The sequence below is a fragment of the Dehalococcoidia bacterium genome (genome assembly GCA_030648205.1).
In the GTDB taxonomy this organism is placed as follows: Bacteria; Chloroflexota; Dehalococcoidia; order JAUSIH01; family JAUSIH01; genus JAUSIH01.
The window spans coordinates 1-17,991 of record JAUSIH010000029.1 but is presented as its reverse complement, the minus strand read 5'-3'; the positions used below and the strand labels follow the sequence as shown (position 1 = coordinate 17,991).

The 17,991-nt window shown below is 66.4% G+C and carries 20 protein-coding genes; 16 read left to right on the top strand and 4 right to left on the bottom strand.

The annotated features are described in order from the left end of the window. Entirely contained in the window at nt 1-1,335 is a 1,335-nt protein-coding gene (gene lysA, locus Q7T26_03195) for a diaminopimelate decarboxylase (GenBank protein MDO8531163.1), read from the bottom strand. Between the two features lie 207 nt (nt 1,336-1,542). Here lysA and Q7T26_03190 point away from each other — a divergent pair, with 207 nt between their 5' ends. The 3 genes from Q7T26_03190 (at nt 1,543) to Q7T26_03180 (ending at nt 3,896) form a co-directional block, all read left to right on the top strand. Continuing rightward, nucleotides 1,543-2,541 carry a beta-ketoacyl-ACP synthase III gene (locus Q7T26_03190; protein MDO8531162.1) on the top strand — a complete coding sequence of 333 codons (999 nt, stop codon included), beginning with the start codon at nt 1,543-1,545 and terminating at the stop codon, nt 2,539-2,541. An 89-nt stretch (nt 2,542-2,630) separates the two neighbouring features. Beyond that, nucleotides 2,631-3,251 (top strand): biotin transporter BioY, encoded by a 621-nt coding sequence (locus tag Q7T26_03185; GenBank protein MDO8531161.1) that lies wholly within the window; start codon nt 2,631-2,633, stop codon nt 3,249-3,251. 6 nt (nt 3,252-3,257) lie between these two features. Further along, entirely contained in the window at nt 3,258-3,896 is a 639-nt protein-coding gene (locus Q7T26_03180; protein ID MDO8531160.1) for an MBL fold metallo-hydrolase, read from the top strand. A 109-nt stretch (nt 3,897-4,005) separates the two neighbouring features. Here the strand turns inward: Q7T26_03180 and Q7T26_03175 are convergent, their stop codons facing one another. Further along, complete coding sequence (locus Q7T26_03175) at nt 4,006-5,241, bottom strand: Glu/Leu/Phe/Val dehydrogenase dimerization domain-containing protein (GenBank protein MDO8531159.1); 1,236 nt, start codon at nt 5,239-5,241, stop codon at nt 4,006-4,008. A gap of 395 nt (nt 5,242-5,636) precedes the next feature. Between Q7T26_03175 and Q7T26_03170 the strand changes: the two genes are divergently transcribed. From Q7T26_03170 to Q7T26_03120, 11 genes are all read left to right on the top strand, one after another. Then, the gene (locus tag Q7T26_03170) at nt 5,637-6,872 is read left to right on the top strand and encodes a YeeE/YedE family protein (GenBank protein ID MDO8531158.1); all 1,236 of its coding nucleotides are present in this window, start codon (nt 5,637-5,639) and stop codon (nt 6,870-6,872) included. Between the two features lie 29 nt (nt 6,873-6,901). Next, nucleotides 6,902-7,123 carry a sulfurtransferase TusA family protein gene (locus tag Q7T26_03165; GenBank protein MDO8531157.1) on the top strand — a complete coding sequence of 74 codons (222 nt, stop codon included), beginning with the start codon at nt 6,902-6,904 and terminating at the stop codon, nt 7,121-7,123. Between the two features lie 51 nt (nt 7,124-7,174). Further along, complete coding sequence (locus Q7T26_03160; GenBank protein ID MDO8531156.1) at nt 7,175-8,182, top strand: sulfurtransferase; 1,008 nt, start codon at nt 7,175-7,177, stop codon at nt 8,180-8,182. A 21-nt stretch (nt 8,183-8,203) separates the two neighbouring features. Further along, entirely contained in the window at nt 8,204-8,452 is a 249-nt protein-coding gene (locus tag Q7T26_03155; protein MDO8531155.1) for a sulfurtransferase TusA family protein, read from the top strand. Further along, the gene (locus tag Q7T26_03150; protein ID MDO8531154.1) at nt 8,449-8,991 is read left to right on the top strand and encodes a DsrE/DsrF/DrsH-like family protein; all 543 of its coding nucleotides are present in this window, start codon (nt 8,449-8,451) and stop codon (nt 8,989-8,991) included. Before Q7T26_03155 ends, Q7T26_03150 begins: the two co-directional genes overlap by 4 nt. Before the next feature lie 9 nt (nt 8,992-9,000). Then, complete coding sequence (locus tag Q7T26_03145) at nt 9,001-9,252, top strand: sulfurtransferase TusA family protein (protein MDO8531153.1); 252 nt, start codon at nt 9,001-9,003, stop codon at nt 9,250-9,252. A gap of 11 nt (nt 9,253-9,263) precedes the next feature. Beyond that, a complete protein-coding gene (locus Q7T26_03140; protein MDO8531152.1) occupies nt 9,264-9,560 on the top strand; it encodes a hypothetical protein in 297 nt (98 codons plus the stop codon). Continuing rightward, nucleotides 9,553-9,921, top strand: coding sequence for a DsrE family protein (locus Q7T26_03135; GenBank protein ID MDO8531151.1), 369 nt, complete (start codon nt 9,553-9,555; stop codon nt 9,919-9,921). The genes Q7T26_03140 and Q7T26_03135 overlap by 8 nt, the downstream gene beginning before the upstream one ends. Before the next feature lie 3 nt (nt 9,922-9,924). Next, the gene (locus tag Q7T26_03130) at nt 9,925-10,182 is read left to right on the top strand and encodes a hypothetical protein (protein MDO8531150.1); all 258 of its coding nucleotides are present in this window, start codon (nt 9,925-9,927) and stop codon (nt 10,180-10,182) included. A 99-nt stretch (nt 10,183-10,281) separates the two neighbouring features. After that, the gene (locus tag Q7T26_03125) at nt 10,282-10,950 is read left to right on the top strand and encodes a response regulator transcription factor (GenBank protein ID MDO8531149.1); all 669 of its coding nucleotides are present in this window, start codon (nt 10,282-10,284) and stop codon (nt 10,948-10,950) included. Continuing rightward, on the top strand, nt 10,947-11,774 hold the full coding sequence (locus Q7T26_03120; GenBank protein ID MDO8531148.1) for a cobalamin-binding protein: 828 nt from the start codon (nt 10,947-10,949) through the stop codon (nt 11,772-11,774). The genes Q7T26_03125 and Q7T26_03120 overlap by 4 nt, the downstream gene beginning before the upstream one ends. A 398-nt stretch (nt 11,775-12,172) precedes the next feature. Here Q7T26_03120 and Q7T26_03115 read toward each other — a convergent pair whose 3' ends face one another. Together Q7T26_03115 and ffh are read right to left on the bottom strand one after the other, a co-directional pair. Further along, nucleotides 12,173-12,814 carry an MBL fold metallo-hydrolase gene (locus Q7T26_03115; GenBank protein MDO8531147.1) on the bottom strand — a complete coding sequence of 214 codons (642 nt, stop codon included), beginning with the start codon at nt 12,812-12,814 and terminating at the stop codon, nt 12,173-12,175. 258 nt (nt 12,815-13,072) lie between these two features. After that, nucleotides 13,073-14,404, bottom strand: a complete 1,332-nt coding sequence (ffh, locus tag Q7T26_03110) for a signal recognition particle protein (GenBank protein ID MDO8531146.1) — start codon at nt 14,402-14,404, stop codon at nt 13,073-13,075. Nucleotides 14,405-14,552: 148 nt separating this feature from the next. On the opposite strand from ffh, the gene Q7T26_03105 reads away from it, so the two are divergent. Together Q7T26_03105 and Q7T26_03100 are read left to right on the top strand one after the other, a co-directional pair. After that, nucleotides 14,553-16,151 carry an MBL fold metallo-hydrolase RNA specificity domain-containing protein gene (locus tag Q7T26_03105; protein ID MDO8531145.1) on the top strand — a complete coding sequence of 533 codons (1,599 nt, stop codon included), beginning with the start codon at nt 14,553-14,555 and terminating at the stop codon, nt 16,149-16,151. Beyond that, the coding region (locus Q7T26_03100) for an SMC family ATPase (GenBank protein MDO8531144.1) at nt 16,148-17,991 on the top strand (1,844 nt) is incomplete at its 3' end. The genes Q7T26_03105 and Q7T26_03100, both read left to right, overlap by 4 nt.

Here is a 17,991-nt window from a genome sequence, read left to right as displayed (position 1 = left end):
CTAGTACACGTCGCAGCGCAGGAGGTCGTCAAAGGTCTCCCGCCTGCGGATAAGCCTGGCCTGGCCGTCCTTCACCAGCACGATGGCCGGCTTGAGGCTCGCGTTATAGTTGCTGGCCATGGACAGACAGTACGCCCCGGACGCGGGCACCGCCAGCACGTCGCCCGGCTCCAGCGGTGGCAGCACGATATCTTTTAGCAGGATGTCGCCGGACTCGCAGTACTTCCCCGCGATGGTGACCTTCTCCGCGGGGGCCGCTCCCGCCTTGTTCGCCACCAGCGCCTCGTACTCGGAGCTGTAGATGGCGGGTCGGATGTTGTCGCCCATGCCGCCGTCCACGGACACGTAGGTGCGTACGCCGGGAATGTCCTTTCGCGCGCCCACCGTGTACAGGGCTACGCCCGCCCGCCCGACGATGGCCCGCCCCGGCTCTAGCACCAGGCGCGGCAACGGCAGGTTGTGGGCGTCGCAGCCCTGGCGCAGCGCGCTGACGATGGTTTCCGCGTACTGCCCCACGGCGGGTGGCGCCTGGCGCGTGTACTGGACGGCGAAGCCGCCGCCGGGACTCAGCTCCCTCATCTCCAGCCCGTGGCGCTGGCGCATGGCTGCGGCGAACTCCAGCACGACCTTCATCCCCTGGGCGTAAGGCTCCAGCTCAAAGATGGGAGAACCCAGGTGGTAGTGCAGGCCCATCAGACGAAGCCCCTTCGCCTTCCGCGCCCGCGCGACGGCCTCCTCCGCCTGGCCAGTCTGGATGGACATCCCGAACTTACTGTCCAGGATGCCCGTCGTGGTGTGCGCGTGCGTATGCGGGTCAACGCCAGGGGAGACGCGGACGAGCACGTCCTGCACCTTGCCCGCTTCCCGCGCCAGGCGGTCAAGCAGGTCAAGCTCATGGAAATTGTCCACCACCACGCGTCCTATCCCCCACTCCAGGGCCAGCTTCAACTCCTCCGGGCCTTTGTTGTTGCCGTGGAAGTACACGCGCTCCAGCGGAAAGCCGGCCGCCCGCGCGATGGCCATCTCTCCGGCGGACACTACGTCCAGCCCCAGGCCCTCCTCCTGAAAGATGCGGGCCAGCGCCGGATTGATGTACGCCTTGCTGGCGTAGAGCACCTGGCTCTGAGGATGACGCCGCCCGAACTCGCCGACGAAGGCGCGGCACATGCCGCGCAGTGTCCGCTCGTCGAAGACGTACAGGGGCGTGCCGAAGCGCCGCGCCATCTCCACGGTGTCACAGCCGCCGATGACCAGATGGCCGGAGGGAGCTACCGAGGTGGCCTCGGGGAACACATCCAGGGCGTCGGTGCGCATACTGACATATCTCAAGCCCATAGGAAACTCCTATGGGGTCGTTTGGCCCATCATAGGCCAGCGCCTTGGGAGTGTCAAGCGGAGCGGCCCAGGATGCCCGCACGCTTTTGGCGAGGCGATGCGCGTGGGAACAACGCAGGTTGACCGTGTGAGCGACTCTTGCTATACTGAAAATCGTTTGTCGCAAGGGAGAAACGGCTGCGCGCGACTATGGACAACGGAGGAAGAATGGGGCCACGCATCATTGGCTGGGGGAAGGCTGTTCCCGCCAGAGGCCTCACCAACGCCGACATGGAGCGGATGGTGGAGACCACCAGTGAGTGGATTGTGGAGCGGACGGGCATTCGCAAACGGTACTGGGCCGGCCCCGACGAGTCCGCATCCGTCCTCGGCGCGGAGGCCGCGCGTATGGCCATCAAGCGCGCGGGCATCTCCCCCGAAGACATAGACCTCATCATTCTGGCCACGATGACCCCGGACAAGACCAGCCCCGCAACTGCATCCATCGTCCAGCGCAAGATTGGTGCGAAGCGCGCCGCGACGTTTGACCTGCAGGCTGCCTGCCCGGGCTTCGTTTACGGCCTCGCCACGGCCTATAACTTCATCAAGAGCGGCGCCTTCCGGACCATCCTGGTCATCGGCAGCGAGATACTGAGCCGCGTCATTGACCAGACGGACCGGCGGGTGTGCGTCCTCTTCGGCGACGGCGCGGGGGCGGTGATCGTCCAGGCGTCACCCGAGGCGAAGGACGGCCCTTTCAACTTTGTCCTCGGCTGCGACAGCGATCACGCCGACGTCCTCTTCGTCAGAGGGCCGTTCGACGTGGCCGAGCAGGCGGGGCCGCCCGGCGAGTACTTCACCGTGATGCAGGGGCCGGAGGTCTTCAAAAACGCGGTCCGTGTCATGGCCAAGGCGGGACAGGAGCTGATGGGGAAGATGAACTGGACGCTCTCGGATGTCCAGCTTGTCATCCCGCACCAGGCCAACAAGCGCATTCTGGATGCGACCGGCAGGGCGCTGGGAGCGCCTCCGGAGAAGGTCTATTGCAACATTGAGCGGTACGGCAACACCTCTTCGGCCACCATTCCCATCGCTATCTGCGACGCGGTGGACGAGGGACGCCTGAAGCCCGGCGACAACGTGCTGTTCCTCGCCTTCGGAGCGGGCCTGACGTACGCCGCCATGGGGATCCGGTGGAACCCGCCGCCCGCGCCGTCGTCAACATGAGCGTTAAAGCGGCGACGCCCCGCCGTCAATCTACCGGTCACGTCACGCGCACGGGCGAATTCTAGACCGACTGTGCACAGGAGGAACTCATGCAGAACCAACTCCGCCCGGCCACCCTTGTCGAGGCGCTGGTCCCGGGGCGCAACCTCACCATCTCCCGGGCGTTGCTCCGGGACGTGCTCCTGGTCGTTGGCTTCAGCGCGCTGATTGCCCTTTCCGCCAGAATCGCCGTCTTCCTGCCGTTCACGCCCGTCCCCATCACCGCGCAGACCCTGGCCGTGCTCCTGACCGGCGCCGTCCTGGGCAGCAAGCGCGGGGCCTTGGCGCTCCTCGCGTACATCGCCGAGGGCGCCGCGGGCCTGCCGGTCTTCTCCGCGGGACGGGCCGGCCTGCCCATCCTGCTGGGGCCCTCCGGCGGCTACATCTGGGGCTTCCTGGCCGCCGCCTTCCTGGTGGGCTTCCTCACTGAGCGCGGCTGGGACCGCACGGTGTGGACCGCGGCCCTCGCCATGCTCATCGGCACCGCCATCATCTACCTCTTCGGCGTGCCGCAGCTCGCCTTCGTGCTCAGCCCGACCAGCGGCGCGGCTCTGGGCCTGGACAAGGCCCTGGCGCTCGGCGTGCTGCCCTTCCTCCCCGGTGACGCCATCAAGCTGCTCATCGCGGCGGGCGTCCTGCCTTCCGCGTGGGCGCTCCTGGGCCACAAGTAAAACAATATGGAGATTACGTGGCTGGGACACTCCTGCTTCCGCCTGAAGGGGAAGGAAGCGTCCGTCATCACCGACCCGTACGCGGACACTCTGGGCCGGTCGTTGGGCAAGATCGAGGCGACCCTCGTGACGGTCAGCAACGACCATCCCCACCATAACAACGTGGCGGCGGTGGCTGGCGCGGTGCGCACCATTCGCGGGCCGGGCGAGTATGAGGTCGCCCACGTTCTGGTGATGGGTATCCCCACCTACCACGACGCAGTCAAAGGGAAGGATCTGGGCAAGAACATCGTCTATCTCATTGAGATGGACGATGTTCGGGTGTGCCACCTGGGCGACCTGGGCCACACGCTCTCGTCCAAGGAGATCGCCGACCTTGGCGCCATTGACGTGTTGCTCGTGCCTGTCGGCGGCGTCTGCACCATCAACGCGTCCACGGCCGCGGAGGTCATCGGCGCGCTGGAGCCCAAGCTGGTGGTGCCGATGCACTATCCGACCACCGACACGAAGGTCAACCTGGAGCCGCTGGAGCGGTTCCTGAAGGCGATGGGACTCGCGAACGTGCAACCTCTGGCCCGTCTCTCCGTCACCGCCAGCAACGTGCCTCAGCAGACCCAGGTGGTCGTGCTGGAGCCGGTCCGGTAGCTGTCGCGAAACCCTCACCCCTTGTCTCCCCTCTCCATTGCGAAGGGAGTGGGGAGAGCCTGCTCAGGCTCTCCCCAAACAGGCCTCTGCAAACGGCTCCAGAAGCCCCTTACACGACGAAGCCGCGCAGCTCGATGGCGCGTGCGACGCGCTCCACGCCCACCATGAAGGCCGCCAACCGCAGCGGCACATGGGCGAACTGCGCCCTCTCCCAGACGTTCCAGAAGGCCCTGCTCATCACCTTCTGCAGTTCGTGGTTGACCCTGTCCTCTTCCCAGCGGAACTCCTGGATATTCTGCGTCCACTCAAAGTAGGAGACCGTCACTCCGCCCGCGTTGACCAGGATGTCCGGCAGCACCATGACGCCCCGGTCCTCGAGAATGTCGTCCGCGTCATGGGTCGTGGGATGGTTGGCGCCCTCCACCACGACCTTGGCCTGCACCTTTCCCGCGTTGCCCGCGTGCAGGACGTTGCCAATGGCCGCGGGAATGAGCAAGTCGCAGTTCAGGGCCAGAAGCTCATCGTTGGTGAGCGCTTCGCCCCCGCGGAAGCCCGCGAGAGTCCCCGCCTGCTTGTTGTGGTCCATGAGGCGCGATATGTCCAGCCCGCGCTCGTTCACCACGCCGCTCTTCACATCACTGACCGCGATGACCTTGCAGCCCAGCTCGCCGATGAGCCGCGCCGTCCACGAGCCGACGTTGCCGAAGCCTTGGACTGCCACCCTGGCGCCCTTGAGGTCCATCTTGAGCGCGTGCGCCGCCTCAGCCAGCACGTAGACCAGGCCGCGGCCCGTCGCCGCGTCCCGACCGTAGGAGCCGCCCAGCTCGACCGGCTTGCCCGTGACGACCGCGGGGGTGTACCCGTGGAGCTGGCCGTAGGCGTCCATCATCCAGGCCATGACCTGCGCGTTCGTTCCCAGGTCAGGAGCGGGAATGTCCCGGCTCGGCCCCAGGATGTGGGCGATGCTCTGAGTGTACCGGCGCGTCAGCTTGTTCAGCTCCATCTGGCTCAGCGACGCGGGATCACATTGGACGCCGCCCTTGGAGCCGCCGTAGGGCAGGCCGACGACGGCCGTCTTCCAGGTCATCAGCGCGGCCAGGGCGCGCACCTCGTCCAGGTCCGCCTCCGGATGATAGCGCAATCCCCCTTTGTACGGTCCCCGCGCGCCGTTGTGCTGGATGCGGTAGCCCACGAAGACCTTGATGGAGCCATCGTCCATGCGAACGGGCAACTGCACGCGCACCTCGCGGTACGAGCTGCGCATGATGTCCCGCAGTTCGTCCTTGATATTCAGTTGGTCAGCGGCCTGGTCAAAGAAGTGGGAGACCTCCTCAAAGGACGTCATCTCGCGCTTTTTCCGCTGCGGCATCGGCAACCCCTTTCACATAGTCACTTGCGCCTGACGCCAGGCGGGGCGTCGCTTGCACTCCGCTTGACATTGCGCCCGATTTCAACCTATACTACCAGAAGTTATGATATGTGTGATGTGCGCCTGTACGTGGCACATAGGGGCTGAGCGGTAGCGCGGCGTCCCGTGCCGGGGCGTACGCCCCGCGGATACAGAGCAATGCGCCCCACGAGCTTTGAGCCGTGGGGTTTTTTATTCGGCGGAGGAAAAATCAGGAGGGACATCGGGCTGGTGCAATACGATTAGTTGCCTAGCGCGATTTCCTTATTGACGATAATGATAGCATGACTAGATGATGCAAATCTAATTAGTTGATACAGAGGCAGACAACGTTGACGACGGTAACAGTGGGCCAGGCGAAACAGGCGGTCCCGGACCTGCGCGGGGTTGTTGCTCGTGCGCTGGTGGTAGCCTTACTCATCGCCATTGGCTTGGCCATGGCGGCGGTTGACTCGCGTCTGGCCGTGTTCTGGGCTTTCGGCGTGACCTTCGGGTTCATACTCCAGCGGAGCCGGTTCTGCTTCGCCTCAGCCTTCCGCGACCTCTTTCTCCTGCAGGACGGCCGGGTGATGAAGGCCGTCCTGGGCGGGCTGGCTATTGCCACCGTCGGCTTCGCGCTGGTTCAGTACAACCTCACGCCCAGCCTGGCGGCGGGCCGCCTGCCGTTCAACGCGGGCGTGGTGCCCCTGGGCCTGCACCTGCTGCTGGGCGGCGTGCTGTTTGGCGTCGGCATGGTGGTGGCTGGCGGGTGCACCTCCGGCAGCCTTTACCGCATAGGCGAGGGATACGTTGGCTCGCTGGTGGCGGTCGGCGGCATGATGGTCGGCCTGGCCTTCATCCACTTCACCTGGAACTGGTGGTGGGAGAACTACATCTCCCGTCAGCCGCTGGTCTGGCTTCCGCCCACCCTGGGCTGGGGCGGCGCCGTGGTCCTTGTCTTGCTCGTGCTGGCGGCTGCCGCCAGCTTCATCATATGGATAGAGTCTCGCGCCAGCGCCTTCGCCATCGTGCGCCCAGCGTCCCCACAGGAGGACGCCGCTGGCTTCTCCGCGAAGCTGCGCTCGCTGCTGCGCTCCGTGTTCGTCAAGGGCTGGCCGGCCATCGTGGGCGGCGTCGCCCTGGGCGGCCTGAACGTCATGTTTTACCTGTTTGAGCGGCCCGTGGGCGTGGTGAACGAGGTGGGCCGGTGGAGCGAGGGGGTCCTGAACCTGATCGGCCTGCCGCCTCCGGCGCACGCGGGAGGCGTGGGACCCTGCGCCGTCACCGACGCGTCGCCGACCTTGCTGACCTGGGGGCTGATGATCAACGGGGGCATCATCCTCGGGTCGTTCGCGGCCTCCGTCCTGGCGGGTGAGTTCCGGCTGCGCGTGCCCCGGCAGGCGCGCCGCTACGGGCAGTCCTTCGGTGGAGGCATCCTCATGGGCTACGGCGCGGGCCTGGCGGCGGGGTGCACCCTGGGCGGCTTTTTCTCCGCTATTCCATCCCTCGGACTCAACGGCTGGTTCTTCGGCGCCAGCCTGGCCGTGGGAGCATTGATCGGCATACAGGTTATCCGCCGCATCAGCTAGCGGTAGGAGATGGCAGGAGGCATAGGCGCATGAAGATTGACGTGCGGGGCGAAATCTGCCCGTACCCGCAAATCAAGGCGGTGGAGGCGATGCGGAAAGCGAAGAGCGGTGAGAGCATAGAGCTCATCACCGATCATCCGCCTTCGCTGGAGACGGTTCCCACCCAGGCGGCGCGGCTCGGGTGGACCGCGCGCATCCAGGAGACCCGACCGGGCGAGTGGTGTATTCACCTGGCCCGGCAGGCGTCCTAGACAAAAGTCGAACGCTACATAAAGAGAATGGATAACAGGAGGAACAACACCATGAGAATGCTGCCTATCTGGCTTTCACATAGGGCCCTGGTCGTGGTTGGCCTGGCCGCTACGCTGCTGGTCGCGGCGTGCTCGCCCGCGCCCGCTCAGCCCGCCGCTCCTGCCGCCGTTGCGCCCGCGAAGCCTGCCCCGGCCGCCGCGCCCGCGGCTGACCCGGAGATAGCGGCGCTGGGCTACGCCCGCCCTGAGTTGCTGCTGAGCACCGGCTGGCTGGCGCAGCACGTGAACGACGCTGACCTGCGCATCGTGGACGTGCGCCCGGCGGACAAGTACGCGGCGGGCCACCTGCCCAACGCTATCAGCATCCCCAGCGGAACCATGAACGTGACAGTCGGCAAGCTGACCAACGAGCTGCCTCCCCAAGACAAGCTGGAGGAGCTGCTGGGCAGCGCCGGCATCGGCAACGACGCCCGCATCGTGTTGTACGACGACCAGCGCAGCCTGTCGGCGGCCCGCGCCTACTTCGTGCTAGACTACTATGGGCACAAGAAGATCAGCATCCTCAATGGCGGCAATCCCAAGTGGGAGAAGGAAAATCGCGATGTCACCCGGCAGGTGCCGAAGCTGACGCCGGTGAAGTACACCGCCACGGCTGACAGCTCCAAGCTCGCCACTAAGGAGTACATCCTGGCGAACCTGAAGAACCTGGCCATAGGCGTCTGCGACACCCGCACACCCGACGAGTACGCGGGCAAGGACGTGCGCGCCGCCCGTGGCGGACATATCCCGGACTCCAAGAACGTGAACTGGGAGACAGCCATGACCAACTCGGACCCGGGCGCGGTCTTCAAGCCCGCCGCCGAGATTGCGAAGCTCTACGAGGCCCAGGGCTTGACCAAAGACAAGGAGATCATTACGCTCTGCCAGAGCGGCGTCCGGGCGGCCCACGGCTATTTCACCCATCAACTGCTCGGCTACACCAAGGTGCGCAACTTCGACGGCTCCTGGGAGGACTGGGGCAACGACCAGGCCACGCCCATTGAGAAGCCCGCGGCCTAGCATAATCGGGGGAGGGTAACTATGGCGACAACCTATCAGGAGGCCCAAGTCCTGGACGTGACGGGCGAGCTGTGCCCGATGCCGGTGATTAAGACGCGCCTGGCCCTGGACAAGCTCAGCCTGGGCCAGATCATCAAGGTGATTGCAACGGACGTCGCGTCGTGCGACGACATGCCCGCCTTCGCGCGGGCGCAGGGGCACAAGCTGCTGGAGGCGCGGAGCGAGAAGGGTACGTACACGTACTGGCTTCAAAAAGGGGAGGGAGCATGACCACACTCGCGGAGAAGGTAGTCCTGGACGCGCAGACCTTCAACCGGCTGCACGCGGAGTCGCACAAAGCGACGGATGTCAAACGTCTGGCAATAGTCGCGTCCAAGGGGACGCTGGACATGGCCTACCCGCCGCTCATCCTGGCGACGACGGCGGCGGCCATGGGGATGGAGGCCGGGGTCTTCTTCACCTTCTACGGCCTGGACATCCTGAAGAAGAGCAAGCACAACAGGCTGCAGGTGGCGCCCCTGGGCAACCCGGCGGCGCCCCTGCCCGTGCCCAACATCCTGGGCGCCATCCCCGGCGCGACCGCCGCGGCCACGTGGGTGATGAACAGCATGATGCGAAAGCAGAAGATACCCACCATCGGCGAGTTCCTGGCGCTGTCGCGGCAGCTCAACGTCCGGCTCATCGCGTGCACTACGACCATGGGCATCATGGGAGTCAAGAAGGAAGAGTTGCTGGACGGCGTGGAGATGCAAGGGGCAGCCGCCTTCCTGGAGTACGCCTCCAAGGCGCAGGTGACACTCTTCGTCTAGGAGAAGCACATGGCCCAGACAAAAACAGACGTGAAAATTGACCAGGAGATTGACCTGAAGGGCGAGGTGTGCCCGTACACCTTCGTCAAGTCCAAGCTCGCCATCGAGGACCTGGAGTCGGGCCAGGTGCTCCGTGTCATCCTGGACCACCTGCCCGCTGTTGAAAACGTCCCGCGAAGCCTCTCCGGTGAGGGCCATGAGGTGCTGGGCGTCAAGCAGGTCAACGCCACCGACTGGACGGTGACGGTCCGCAAGGCGTAGCGTCAGCACCCATGAAGCTGGGCATAGAGATTACCAGCGGCGCCGGCTCCGAGGACTTGCGCACCCTGCGCAAGCTGGTGGAGGCTGCGCGCCGCCAGGGGCACGAGGTCAGAATCTTCGCCATGGACCACGCTGTCTTCCAGCTTGCCCAGCTCAAAGACCTCTCCGTGCCTGACCGCCCCGTAGCCATCTGCGCCTACAACGCGCACTCATGGGGCGTGCCTCGGACGGAGGGAATCCTCTTCGGCGGCCAGAACGACTGGGCGGAAACGGTCTATTGGGCGGACCGGGTGATCGTCCTTGGCTGACAAGAAGCCGCACAAGCGGGTGGCCGTCGTGGTGCGGCGCACTCCCTTGAACTCCGTCATGGCTTCGGAAGGCCTGCGTCAGAGCGTCGGGCTGGTCCTCGCACCGTTGGACATCACCGTGCTCCTGCTGGACCAGGCGGCGTGGCTGAGCGTCCCTCTGGCGCCGGAGGCTATTGAGGCCCCCACCATCAAGAAGCACATCGAGATGCTGCGGTTCCTGAAGCACCGGGTGCTGGTGGAGCGCGAGTCCCTGGAGCGCTACGGCATCCCCGCCGCCGACATCCTTCCTGGCGTGCAGGTGATTCCCGCGCGGCAGGTGGCCGAGGAAGTCGCCGCAGCCGACGCCGTGATTGTGTTCTAGGCCATGCGCATTCTGCACATCCTCCGCTCTCTGGACGACGCCCGCGCTGTTGAGACCGCGTGCGCCCAGCGGGAGCAGGGCCATGATGTGGCGCTGATGCTCCTCCACGACGCCGTGCTGGCCCGGCCCGCGTTTCCCGGCCCCGTCTCCGCCTGCGCCGACGACGTCCGCGCCAGGGGCGGGCATTGCGCCTACCCCACCGTGGACTACGACGCTATTGTCCGGATGATGTTCGAGCACGACCGCGTCGTTTCCTGGTAGCCTGCCGCTTGCGCTTTTCTTCACAACCTGTCCGCGCATTTCCGTGTGTTCTGCTATACTACTAGCTCGTTAGCAGAGGGCGGAGAGACAGCACATAACATGGGCAAGATATTCATTGTCGCGGCAGAGCCGCACCCCCTCACGGAGGCCATCCGCATGGCCGGCCACGTGGCTCTGGAGGCGACTGACCTCAGTCAGGTGATCGAGACGCTCTCGCAAGAGGAGCCGGACCTCGTTCTGCTGGACCTGGGCCTCGCCGATGAGCGGCGCGCGAGGGCGTTCATCGGAGAGGTGAAGGAGGCGAGCGGCGTCCCTGTCATCGCCCTGGTGCCCGCGGAGCAAGCCAACAGCTACGACATCACGATTGGCGCCGACGACTTTGTCCTCGCTCCCTTCAAGACCCCTGAAGTGCTGGCCCGCATCCGTAAGAACCTCTGGCAGACTGGCACGACTGGCGGGCAGGACACGATTCGCGCGGGGGACCTGGTCATTGACCTGGCGCGCTACGAGGTCGCGGTGAACACGCGACGCATTATCCTCACGTTCAAGGAGTACCAGCTCCTGAAGTTCCTGTCCACCCACCCGGGCAAGGTGTTCACCCGTGATGTCCTGCTCAACAAGGTGTGGGGCTACGACTACTACGGCGGCACCCGGACGGTGGACGTGCATGTCCGGCGGCTGCGCAGCAAAATCGAGGACCGGGGCCACGTCTTCATCGAGACGGTGCGCAACGTGGGCTACCGCTTTCGGGAAGAGGGCCGGGCGTGACGAAGAGCGCGGCGGCCCTTCCGTCCTTTCGCGACACGGGCCTCCCCCAACGCATCGTCTGCCTGACCGGTGAGACCGCCGAGTTCCTGTACCGCATGGGCGCGGGCGACCTTGTGGTGGGCGTGTCCGGCGTCGCCAAGCGGCCTCCCGAGGTGCGTCAGAAGCCGACGGTGGGCGGGTTCACCAGCGTCAACGTGGAGAAGGTGCTGGCCCTGGGGCCGGACCTGGTCATATCGTTCTCAGACCTCCAGGCCGAGCCCGCCAAAGAGCTTATTGCACGGGGCATCCAGGTGCTGGCCCTCAACCAGCGCAGCCTGCGGGACATCCTGAACATCTGCCTGCTTCTGGGCGCCGTCGTGGGCCGCGAGGCGGAGGCCCGCCGCCTGGCCGAGGAGATGCGTCTCGCATTCGAGGCCGCCGCGGATGAGGCCTCCCGCCTGTCGTTTCACCCCGGGGTCTACTTCGAGGAGTGGCACCAACCCCTCATCAGTGGCATAAGCTGGGTGAGCGAGCTTATCGAGCTTGCGGGAGGCCGGGACGTCTTCCCAGAGATGCGCGCGTGCAGCCTCGCCGCGCAGCGGGTGGTGGACCCTCAGGAGGTCGTGCGCCGCAACCCGGACGTGATACTCGCCTCCTGGTGCAGCAAGAAGGTGGTGTGGAGCGTCATCACGGAGCGCCCCGGGTGGGACCAGGTTGCCGCCGTGCGGAACGGGCAACTGTACGAGATACCCTCGCCCGACATCCTCCAGCCCGGCCCCGCCATCCTGGAGGGCCTGCGCCAGGTGCGGGACTGCGTCCGCAAGGGCGCGGCGCGCCGCGTCTAGCTCCCTCGCCTTGATAGAGTGCCTCCGCAAGCTCGTTACCCGCAAGGCTCGGCAGTGTATCAGTTAGGTCGTCGTCATTCCGGCGAAAGCCGGAATCCATCAGAGCGTCTCCCCACGCACGTCTCTGGACACCGACATTCGCCGGTGTGACGGGTAGAGTCCCATTCCCTACCACGGCAAACTGATACACTACCCAAGGCTCTGCAATATTGATTCCCCTCTAGCGTCCTGGTCCTTCACCCACGGGACCATTCCCATGGCCCCCTTCCTGTCCAGGGGAAGAAAATACTGGGGGACGCCCCCAGCGCCCCGGTCAAAGGGGGTGACTCCCCCTCTGGACTCCCCCCTGTCGAAAACTCCGGACAGGAACCCTGTAACGAAGCGTTAGAGGCGCTGCACTAGCTCTTAAGCCAGAGTACGTCGCCGCAGAGGTCCGGTTTGTGCGGTCTGCCGTCGAAGGCGCGCACCTCTTCCCGCGCCTGCGCGATGGTGGTGTTGTCGCCGTGGCCGGGGTACACCACGGTCTCCGGCGGCAGCGGCAGGAGGCGCTCCTTGATGGAGCGGCACGACTGGCGGAATGCCTCCGGCGTGGCGGTCCGGCCCGGCCCGCCGGGGAACAGCGTATCGCCGACGAACAGGTGCCGCTCGTAGAGGAGGCAGACCTCTTCCGGAGTATGGCCGGGGGTGTGGATGACCCGCAGCGTCACGTCGCCGAAAGCGAAGGAGTCGCCGTGGACATACGTGTGGTCGGGGGGCGCCGGTAGCTTGTCGGCGCCCGCGGGATGGACATACACGGGCGCGCGTGTGGCCGCCTTGAGCTTCGGCAGCCCCAGGAGGTGGTCGGCGTGGCAGTGGGTGATGAGGATGGCGCGGATGGTGGTGCCGGCGGCTTCGGCCAGGAACTTCTCCGGCTCGGCGGGCGCGTCAATGAGCACGCTCTCTCGCGTGCGGGGCGACACGACGACGTAGGCGTTGTTGGCGTACGGCCCCAGGACGAGCTTGCGGACCTCCAGGTCGGGCCCTGTGTAGATGACGGTCATGGCGCCCTCCCGCTGTGAAGTTTGGCCATTCCCCTGTGTCTCCCTTCCCGGCGAGAAGGGGGACGGCAGAAAACACTGGGGGTCACCCCCAAGGAACCGATGATTGCGGCGTCCCCGGTCATTCTGAGTGAAGCGAAGAATTTAGGTCTGTTGAAACTGACCTGGACCCTTCACCGCGTTCAGGGTGACCCAATACTGATGTCATTCCTCATCCTTCCGGGGAAGGACGAGGAATCTCCCGCGGGCGGACGGCGCGCTCTACCGTCTGCCAAACGGAAGGCCGGGCATCTTCTTGCCGGAGGCCATGTCCTTCATCAGCTTCTGTATCTGGCGGAACTGGTTCAGTATCTGGTTGACATCCTGGACGGTCGTCCCGCTGCCCTTCGCGATGCGCCGCCGCCGCGAGCCGTCAATGACGTCGGGGTTGTGGCGTTCATTCGGCGTCATGGACAGGATGACCGCCTCCACCTTCGCCAACTGCTTGTCGCCCGTCTCGTCCGTGGGCAGGCGCTTGCTCACCGCGGAAAAGCCGGGGATCATGCCCAGCACCTGGGAGAGAGGCCCCATCTTGCGGACCTGCCGCATCTGGTCCAGGAAGTCCTCCAGGTCCATTTTGGCCTTGGCCATTTTCTTCTGGAGTTCCTGGGTCTTCTTCGTGTCCATGACTTCCTGGGCCTTCTCGATGAGGGTGAGCATGTCGCCCATGCCCAGGATGCGCGAGGCCATGCGGTCGGGGTGGAAAGGCTCCAGGGCGTCGGCCTTTTCGCCCACACCGATGAACTTGAGCGGCACGCCCGTGACCGCCGTGATGGAGAGGGCCGCGCCGCCGCGGGCGTCGCCGTCCAGCTTGGTCAGGATGAGTCCCGTAAGGCCGACCTTCTTGTGGAACTCCTCGGCGACGCGCACGGCGTCCTGGCCGGTCATGGCGTCCACCACGAGCAGCGCCTCCTGGGGCTGGACATCCCGCCGGATGTCCGCCACCTCCTGCATCAGCTCGTCGTCAATGTGCAGGCGCCCGCCCGTGTCCAGGATGACCCACGTGGCTGCTATCTCTCTGGCCCGCGCAAGGCCGTTCCGCGCGATGGCGATGGGCTGGGAGCGCGTCCCTTCCTCGTACACGGGCAGGTCGAGCTGCTTACCCAGCGCGACAAGTTGCTCCACGGCTGCGGGGCGTCGCGTGTCGGCGGCGACGAGCAGGGGCTTGCCGCCCTGGCGCTTCAGGTGGAGCGCCAGCTTCGCGGCGGTGGTCGTCTTGCCGGAGCCTTGCAGGCCGAGCAGCATGACCACCGTGGGAGGCTGGCTGGCCGCCACCATCCGGCGGTCGCCGCCGGAGAGCATGGCGATCATCTGCTCGTGGACAGCCTTGATGACGTGCTGGGCCGGGTTCAGACCCGCCAGGACGTCCACGCCCACGCACCGCTCGCGCACCTTCGCCACGAAGTCGCGCACCACCTTGAAGTTGACGTCGGCCTCCAGGAGGGCCATGCGGACCTCTCGGAGCGCCTCGTCCACGTCCTTTTCGGTGAGGCGGCCTCGGTTCGTCAGCTTTTTGAAGACGGCGGTCAGCTTGTCTGTCAGTGTGTCAAACATGAGTCCTCGATGAAGTCCCAGACTGCGCCATCATTGTAGCATGGGAGGCGCGTCTGCTTCAGGCCGTGCGGTACACTACCATGCGTCATCTTCTCAGGCCCGCTATGCTACAATAGCGCCAGATTCGAGTGAGAGGCCAGGGACGGACGTGCGCATCACGGTGTACGACGGCGCGGGCGTGGTGGGCGGCAACAAGATCATGCTGGAGGCGGACGGCGCCCGCCTCTTCTTCGACTTCGGCACGAACTATCACCTCCTGTCGCAGTACTTCGAGGAGTATATGCAGCCGCGCTCTCCTCGCGGCCTCTTGGACTTCCTCGCGCTGGACATCCTGCCCCCCCTGCGCGGCATCTACCGCGAGGACATGGCGCTGGACAGCGACGACGTCTGGAGTTGGACTCCGTCCCACGCGCGCAGCGACGCCAACGTGGACGCCGTGCTCCTCTCTCACGCGCACCTGGACCACAGCGGACACATCTCCTTCCTGCGCCCGGACATCCCGGTCGTCGCGCGGCCGCTAGCCATCGCCATCGCCAAGGCGGTGCAGGACTCCGCACCGGGGGGATTCGACAAGGAGACGTGCTATGCCACACAACGCGCGGTGAGCGCTAAAACGGGGCTGCTCACCACCACGGGCGGAGAGGTCGTGCAGCGCCCCTTCCTCGTGCCGCGCGGCGAGGAGATCTCGCCCGCGCTGACGAGCTTCTGGGGCGGCATCCCGTCCGACAGGAAGACGTTCCGCTCCCGGCCTCTCGGCGTCGCCGAAAGCGTCGGCGGCCTGCCGCTGCGCTACTTCCCCGTGGACCACTCCATCTTCGGTTCCGCCGCCTACGCCGTCGAGACCGGCATAGGCTGGGTCGTGTACACGGGCGACATCCGCCTGCACGGCACGAAGAGCCACCTGACCCAGCGCTTCGCGGAGGCGGTCGCGGCGCTGCGGCCCGCCGTCCTCGTCTGCGAGGGCACGCGCATTGACAGGCCCGCGGACGACGTGACCGAGGAGGTGGTGCACCAGCGCGCCCTGGAGCGCGTGCGGGCTGCGCACGGGCGGCTCGTCATCGCCGACTTCGGCCCGCGCAACCTGGAGCGCCTGCTGGCCTTCCGCCAGATCGCGCGCGACTGCGGGCGCAGGCTCGTCGTGCTGTCGCGGGACGCCTACGTGCTGGACGCGGTGAGCCGCGTCATCCCGAGCGATGTCGCCGATCCCATCGAGGACGATGCGCTGCTGGTGTACGACGAGTCGAAAGGCAGCAAGCTGCTGTGGGAGCGCAATCTGGTCGAAGCGTACGCCGCGCGCGGCAGGATGGTCACGCCGCGACAGATTCACGACGCGCAGCACGACTACATCCTGTGCTTCAGCTACTTCGATATGAACAACCTGATTGACATCAAGCCCGCGCCGGGCGGACTGTACATCTACTCGTCCAGCGAGGCGTACTCCGAGGAGATGGTCATGGACATCACGCGCCTGAAGGCGTGGCTGGAGCGCTTCGGGCTGACGCACGCGGGCGTGCCGGACCCGGTCACGCGCAAGCCGCGCCCGGAGGACGAGGGCCTGCACGCCTCCGGCCACATCTCCGGCGACGAGCTGGTGCGGCTCATCAACATCATGGACCCGAAGCTAGTCATCCCCGTCCATACAGAGCAGCCCAAGCTGTTCCAGGACAAGCTGCATGGGCGGAAGGTTATCGTGCCGGAGCGCGGCAAGGCCATCACGCTGGAAAAGCCCGACCTGTCTGTCCTATGATTCCCCTGCGCCTCACCCTGCGCAACTTCATGTGCTACACCAACCCGCCGGAGCCGCTCAGCTTCGAGGGGCTGCATGTCGCCTGCCTGTGCGGGCCGAACGGGCACGGCAAGTCCGCCATTCTGGACGCCATCACCTGGGCGCTCTGGGGCGAGTGCCGCGCCAAGTCCGACGACGACCTTGTTCACATGGGTGAGACGGACATGGAGGTGGACCTGGAGTTCGAGGCGCGCGGCGACCGCCACCGGGTCGTCCGCAAGCGCAGCAAGTCCAGGCCGGGCCGCCGGTCAGGCGCGACCTTGCTCGACCTTCAGGCAGCGTCCGACGGCTCCGCATGGCGGAGCACGGGTGGCAATACCGTGGCGGAGACGCAGCGCAAGATACTGGAGCTGGTGGGGCTGGACTACACCACGTTTATCAACAGCGCCTACCTTGCCCAGGGCCGGGCCGACGAGTTCACCCGCCAGCGGCCCGCCGAGCGCAAGGATGTGCTCGCGGACATCCTGGGCCTGGCCTACTACGACACGCTCGCCAAGCGCGCCAGCGAGCGCGCCCGCCAGCGCGAGGCCGATGCCCGCAGCCGCGAGTCCGCCCTGTCCCAGATGGAGAGCGATCTGGCGCAGCGGCCAACCCACCAGTCGGAGGCGGAGCAGGCCGCCGCATCCCTGGCCGCCGCCGAGGCGACCGCGCAGCAGGCACAGGCGCAGGTAACGGCCCTCCACACCCAGGTCGGCAGCCTCCAGTCGAGGAAGGGCCAGGTGGAGGACGCCCGCCGCCGCCGTCGGCAGGCGCTGGACGAGCAGGCGCGCGCCGAGAAGGATGCCGCGGAGCGTACGCGGCACGTCGGCGCGTACGATGCGCTGCTCGCGCGGCAGGACGCGGTCCAGCAAGGCTATCAGGAGATGATGGACGTCCGCGTCGCCGTGGAGGCCCTCGTGCGGGCGCGCCAGCAGCATGACGCGCTGGACAAGGACCGCATACGCCTGGAAGGACAGATCGAGGCGGCGCGGCAGAAGCTTCTGGCGGAGCAGCAGCAGGCGGAGCGGGACATCGCGCGACTGGGGCCTCTGGCCGAGGCCGTGCCCCAACTGGAGGCGCAGGCCGCCCATGGCCAGCAGCAGCTTGTCGCGTTGCAGCCCGCGGAACGGGAGGTCGTCGCCCGGCGGGATGAGTCTCAGGCGGCGTTGGAGCAGGCGGCGCGCTTGCAGCAGGACAACGAGCAGCTCAAGCGGGAGATGCAGGAACTGCGGGACAGGATAGACCGCTTGCAGGGCAAGGCGGAGTGCCTCGTGTGCGGCACGCACCTGGGGGAAGACCGCTGCGCGCATATCGTGGAGGACTACGCCGCCCAGGGACAGGAGAAGAAGGCCCGCTTCCGCGTCAACGAGCAGGAGATAGCCCTGCTCCGCCAGCGCGCGGACGCGCTGAAGCGGGAGAGCGCGCAGGCCGAGGCTAAGTGGTCGCAGGAGCGCCGCGCCCTCGACGGGCGTCTCGCCGCCATCCAGCGCGACATCCAAGAGGGCAAACGCAGCGCCGACGAGCTGGCCCAGGCCCGCCCGCGTCGGGAGAGCACCCTTACCCGTCTCCAGGCGGGCGACTTCGCTCCGGACGAGCGCCGGCGGCTGACGCAGGCGGCGCAGGCCCGCGACGCGCTGGGCTACGACCCGGCCCGGCACGAGGCGGCGCAGCGCAGGCTCGCCGATCTGGCGTCCTTCGACGAGGAGCACCGGAAGCTGGAGGAGGCCCGTCAGCGCGTGGAAGAGGAGCGCAACGCCCTCCGGCAGGCGCGGGAAGCAGTCGCGCGCTGGCGCGCGGAGGAGGAGGCCGTTGGGCAGGCCCT

What these genes read in the sequence shown, in the direction of transcription:
- lysA (MDO8531163.1), bottom strand. Translation starts at nt 1,335, where the DNA reads ATGGGCTTGAGATATGTCAGTATGCGCACCGACGCCCTGGATGTGTTC.
- Q7T26_03190 (MDO8531162.1), top strand. Translation starts at nt 1,543, where the DNA reads ATGGGGCCACGCATCATTGGCTGGGGGAAGGCTGTTCCCGCCAGAGGC.
- Q7T26_03185 (MDO8531161.1), top strand. Translation starts at nt 2,631, where the DNA reads ATGCAGAACCAACTCCGCCCGGCCACCCTTGTCGAGGCGCTGGTCCCG.
- Q7T26_03180 (MDO8531160.1), top strand. Translation starts at nt 3,258, where the DNA reads ATGGAGATTACGTGGCTGGGACACTCCTGCTTCCGCCTGAAGGGGAAG.
- Q7T26_03175 (MDO8531159.1), bottom strand. Translation starts at nt 5,241, where the DNA reads ATGACGTCCTTTGAGGAGGTCTCCCACTTCTTTGACCAGGCCGCTGAC.
- Q7T26_03165 (MDO8531157.1), top strand. Translation starts at nt 6,902, where the DNA reads ATGAAGATTGACGTGCGGGGCGAAATCTGCCCGTACCCGCAAATCAAG.
- Q7T26_03160 (MDO8531156.1), top strand. Translation starts at nt 7,175, where the DNA reads ATGAGAATGCTGCCTATCTGGCTTTCACATAGGGCCCTGGTCGTGGTT.
- Q7T26_03155 (MDO8531155.1), top strand. Translation starts at nt 8,204, where the DNA reads ATGGCGACAACCTATCAGGAGGCCCAAGTCCTGGACGTGACGGGCGAG.
- Q7T26_03150 (MDO8531154.1), top strand. Translation starts at nt 8,449, where the DNA reads ATGACCACACTCGCGGAGAAGGTAGTCCTGGACGCGCAGACCTTCAAC.
- Q7T26_03145 (MDO8531153.1), top strand. Translation starts at nt 9,001, where the DNA reads ATGGCCCAGACAAAAACAGACGTGAAAATTGACCAGGAGATTGACCTG.
- Q7T26_03140 (MDO8531152.1), top strand. Translation starts at nt 9,264, where the DNA reads ATGAAGCTGGGCATAGAGATTACCAGCGGCGCCGGCTCCGAGGACTTG.
- Q7T26_03130 (MDO8531150.1), top strand. Translation starts at nt 9,925, where the DNA reads ATGCGCATTCTGCACATCCTCCGCTCTCTGGACGACGCCCGCGCTGTT.
- Q7T26_03125 (MDO8531149.1), top strand. Translation starts at nt 10,282, where the DNA reads ATGGGCAAGATATTCATTGTCGCGGCAGAGCCGCACCCCCTCACGGAG.
- Q7T26_03115 (MDO8531147.1), bottom strand. Translation starts at nt 12,814, where the DNA reads ATGACCGTCATCTACACAGGGCCCGACCTGGAGGTCCGCAAGCTCGTC.
- ffh (MDO8531146.1), bottom strand. Translation starts at nt 14,404, where the DNA reads ATGTTTGACACACTGACAGACAAGCTGACCGCCGTCTTCAAAAAGCTG.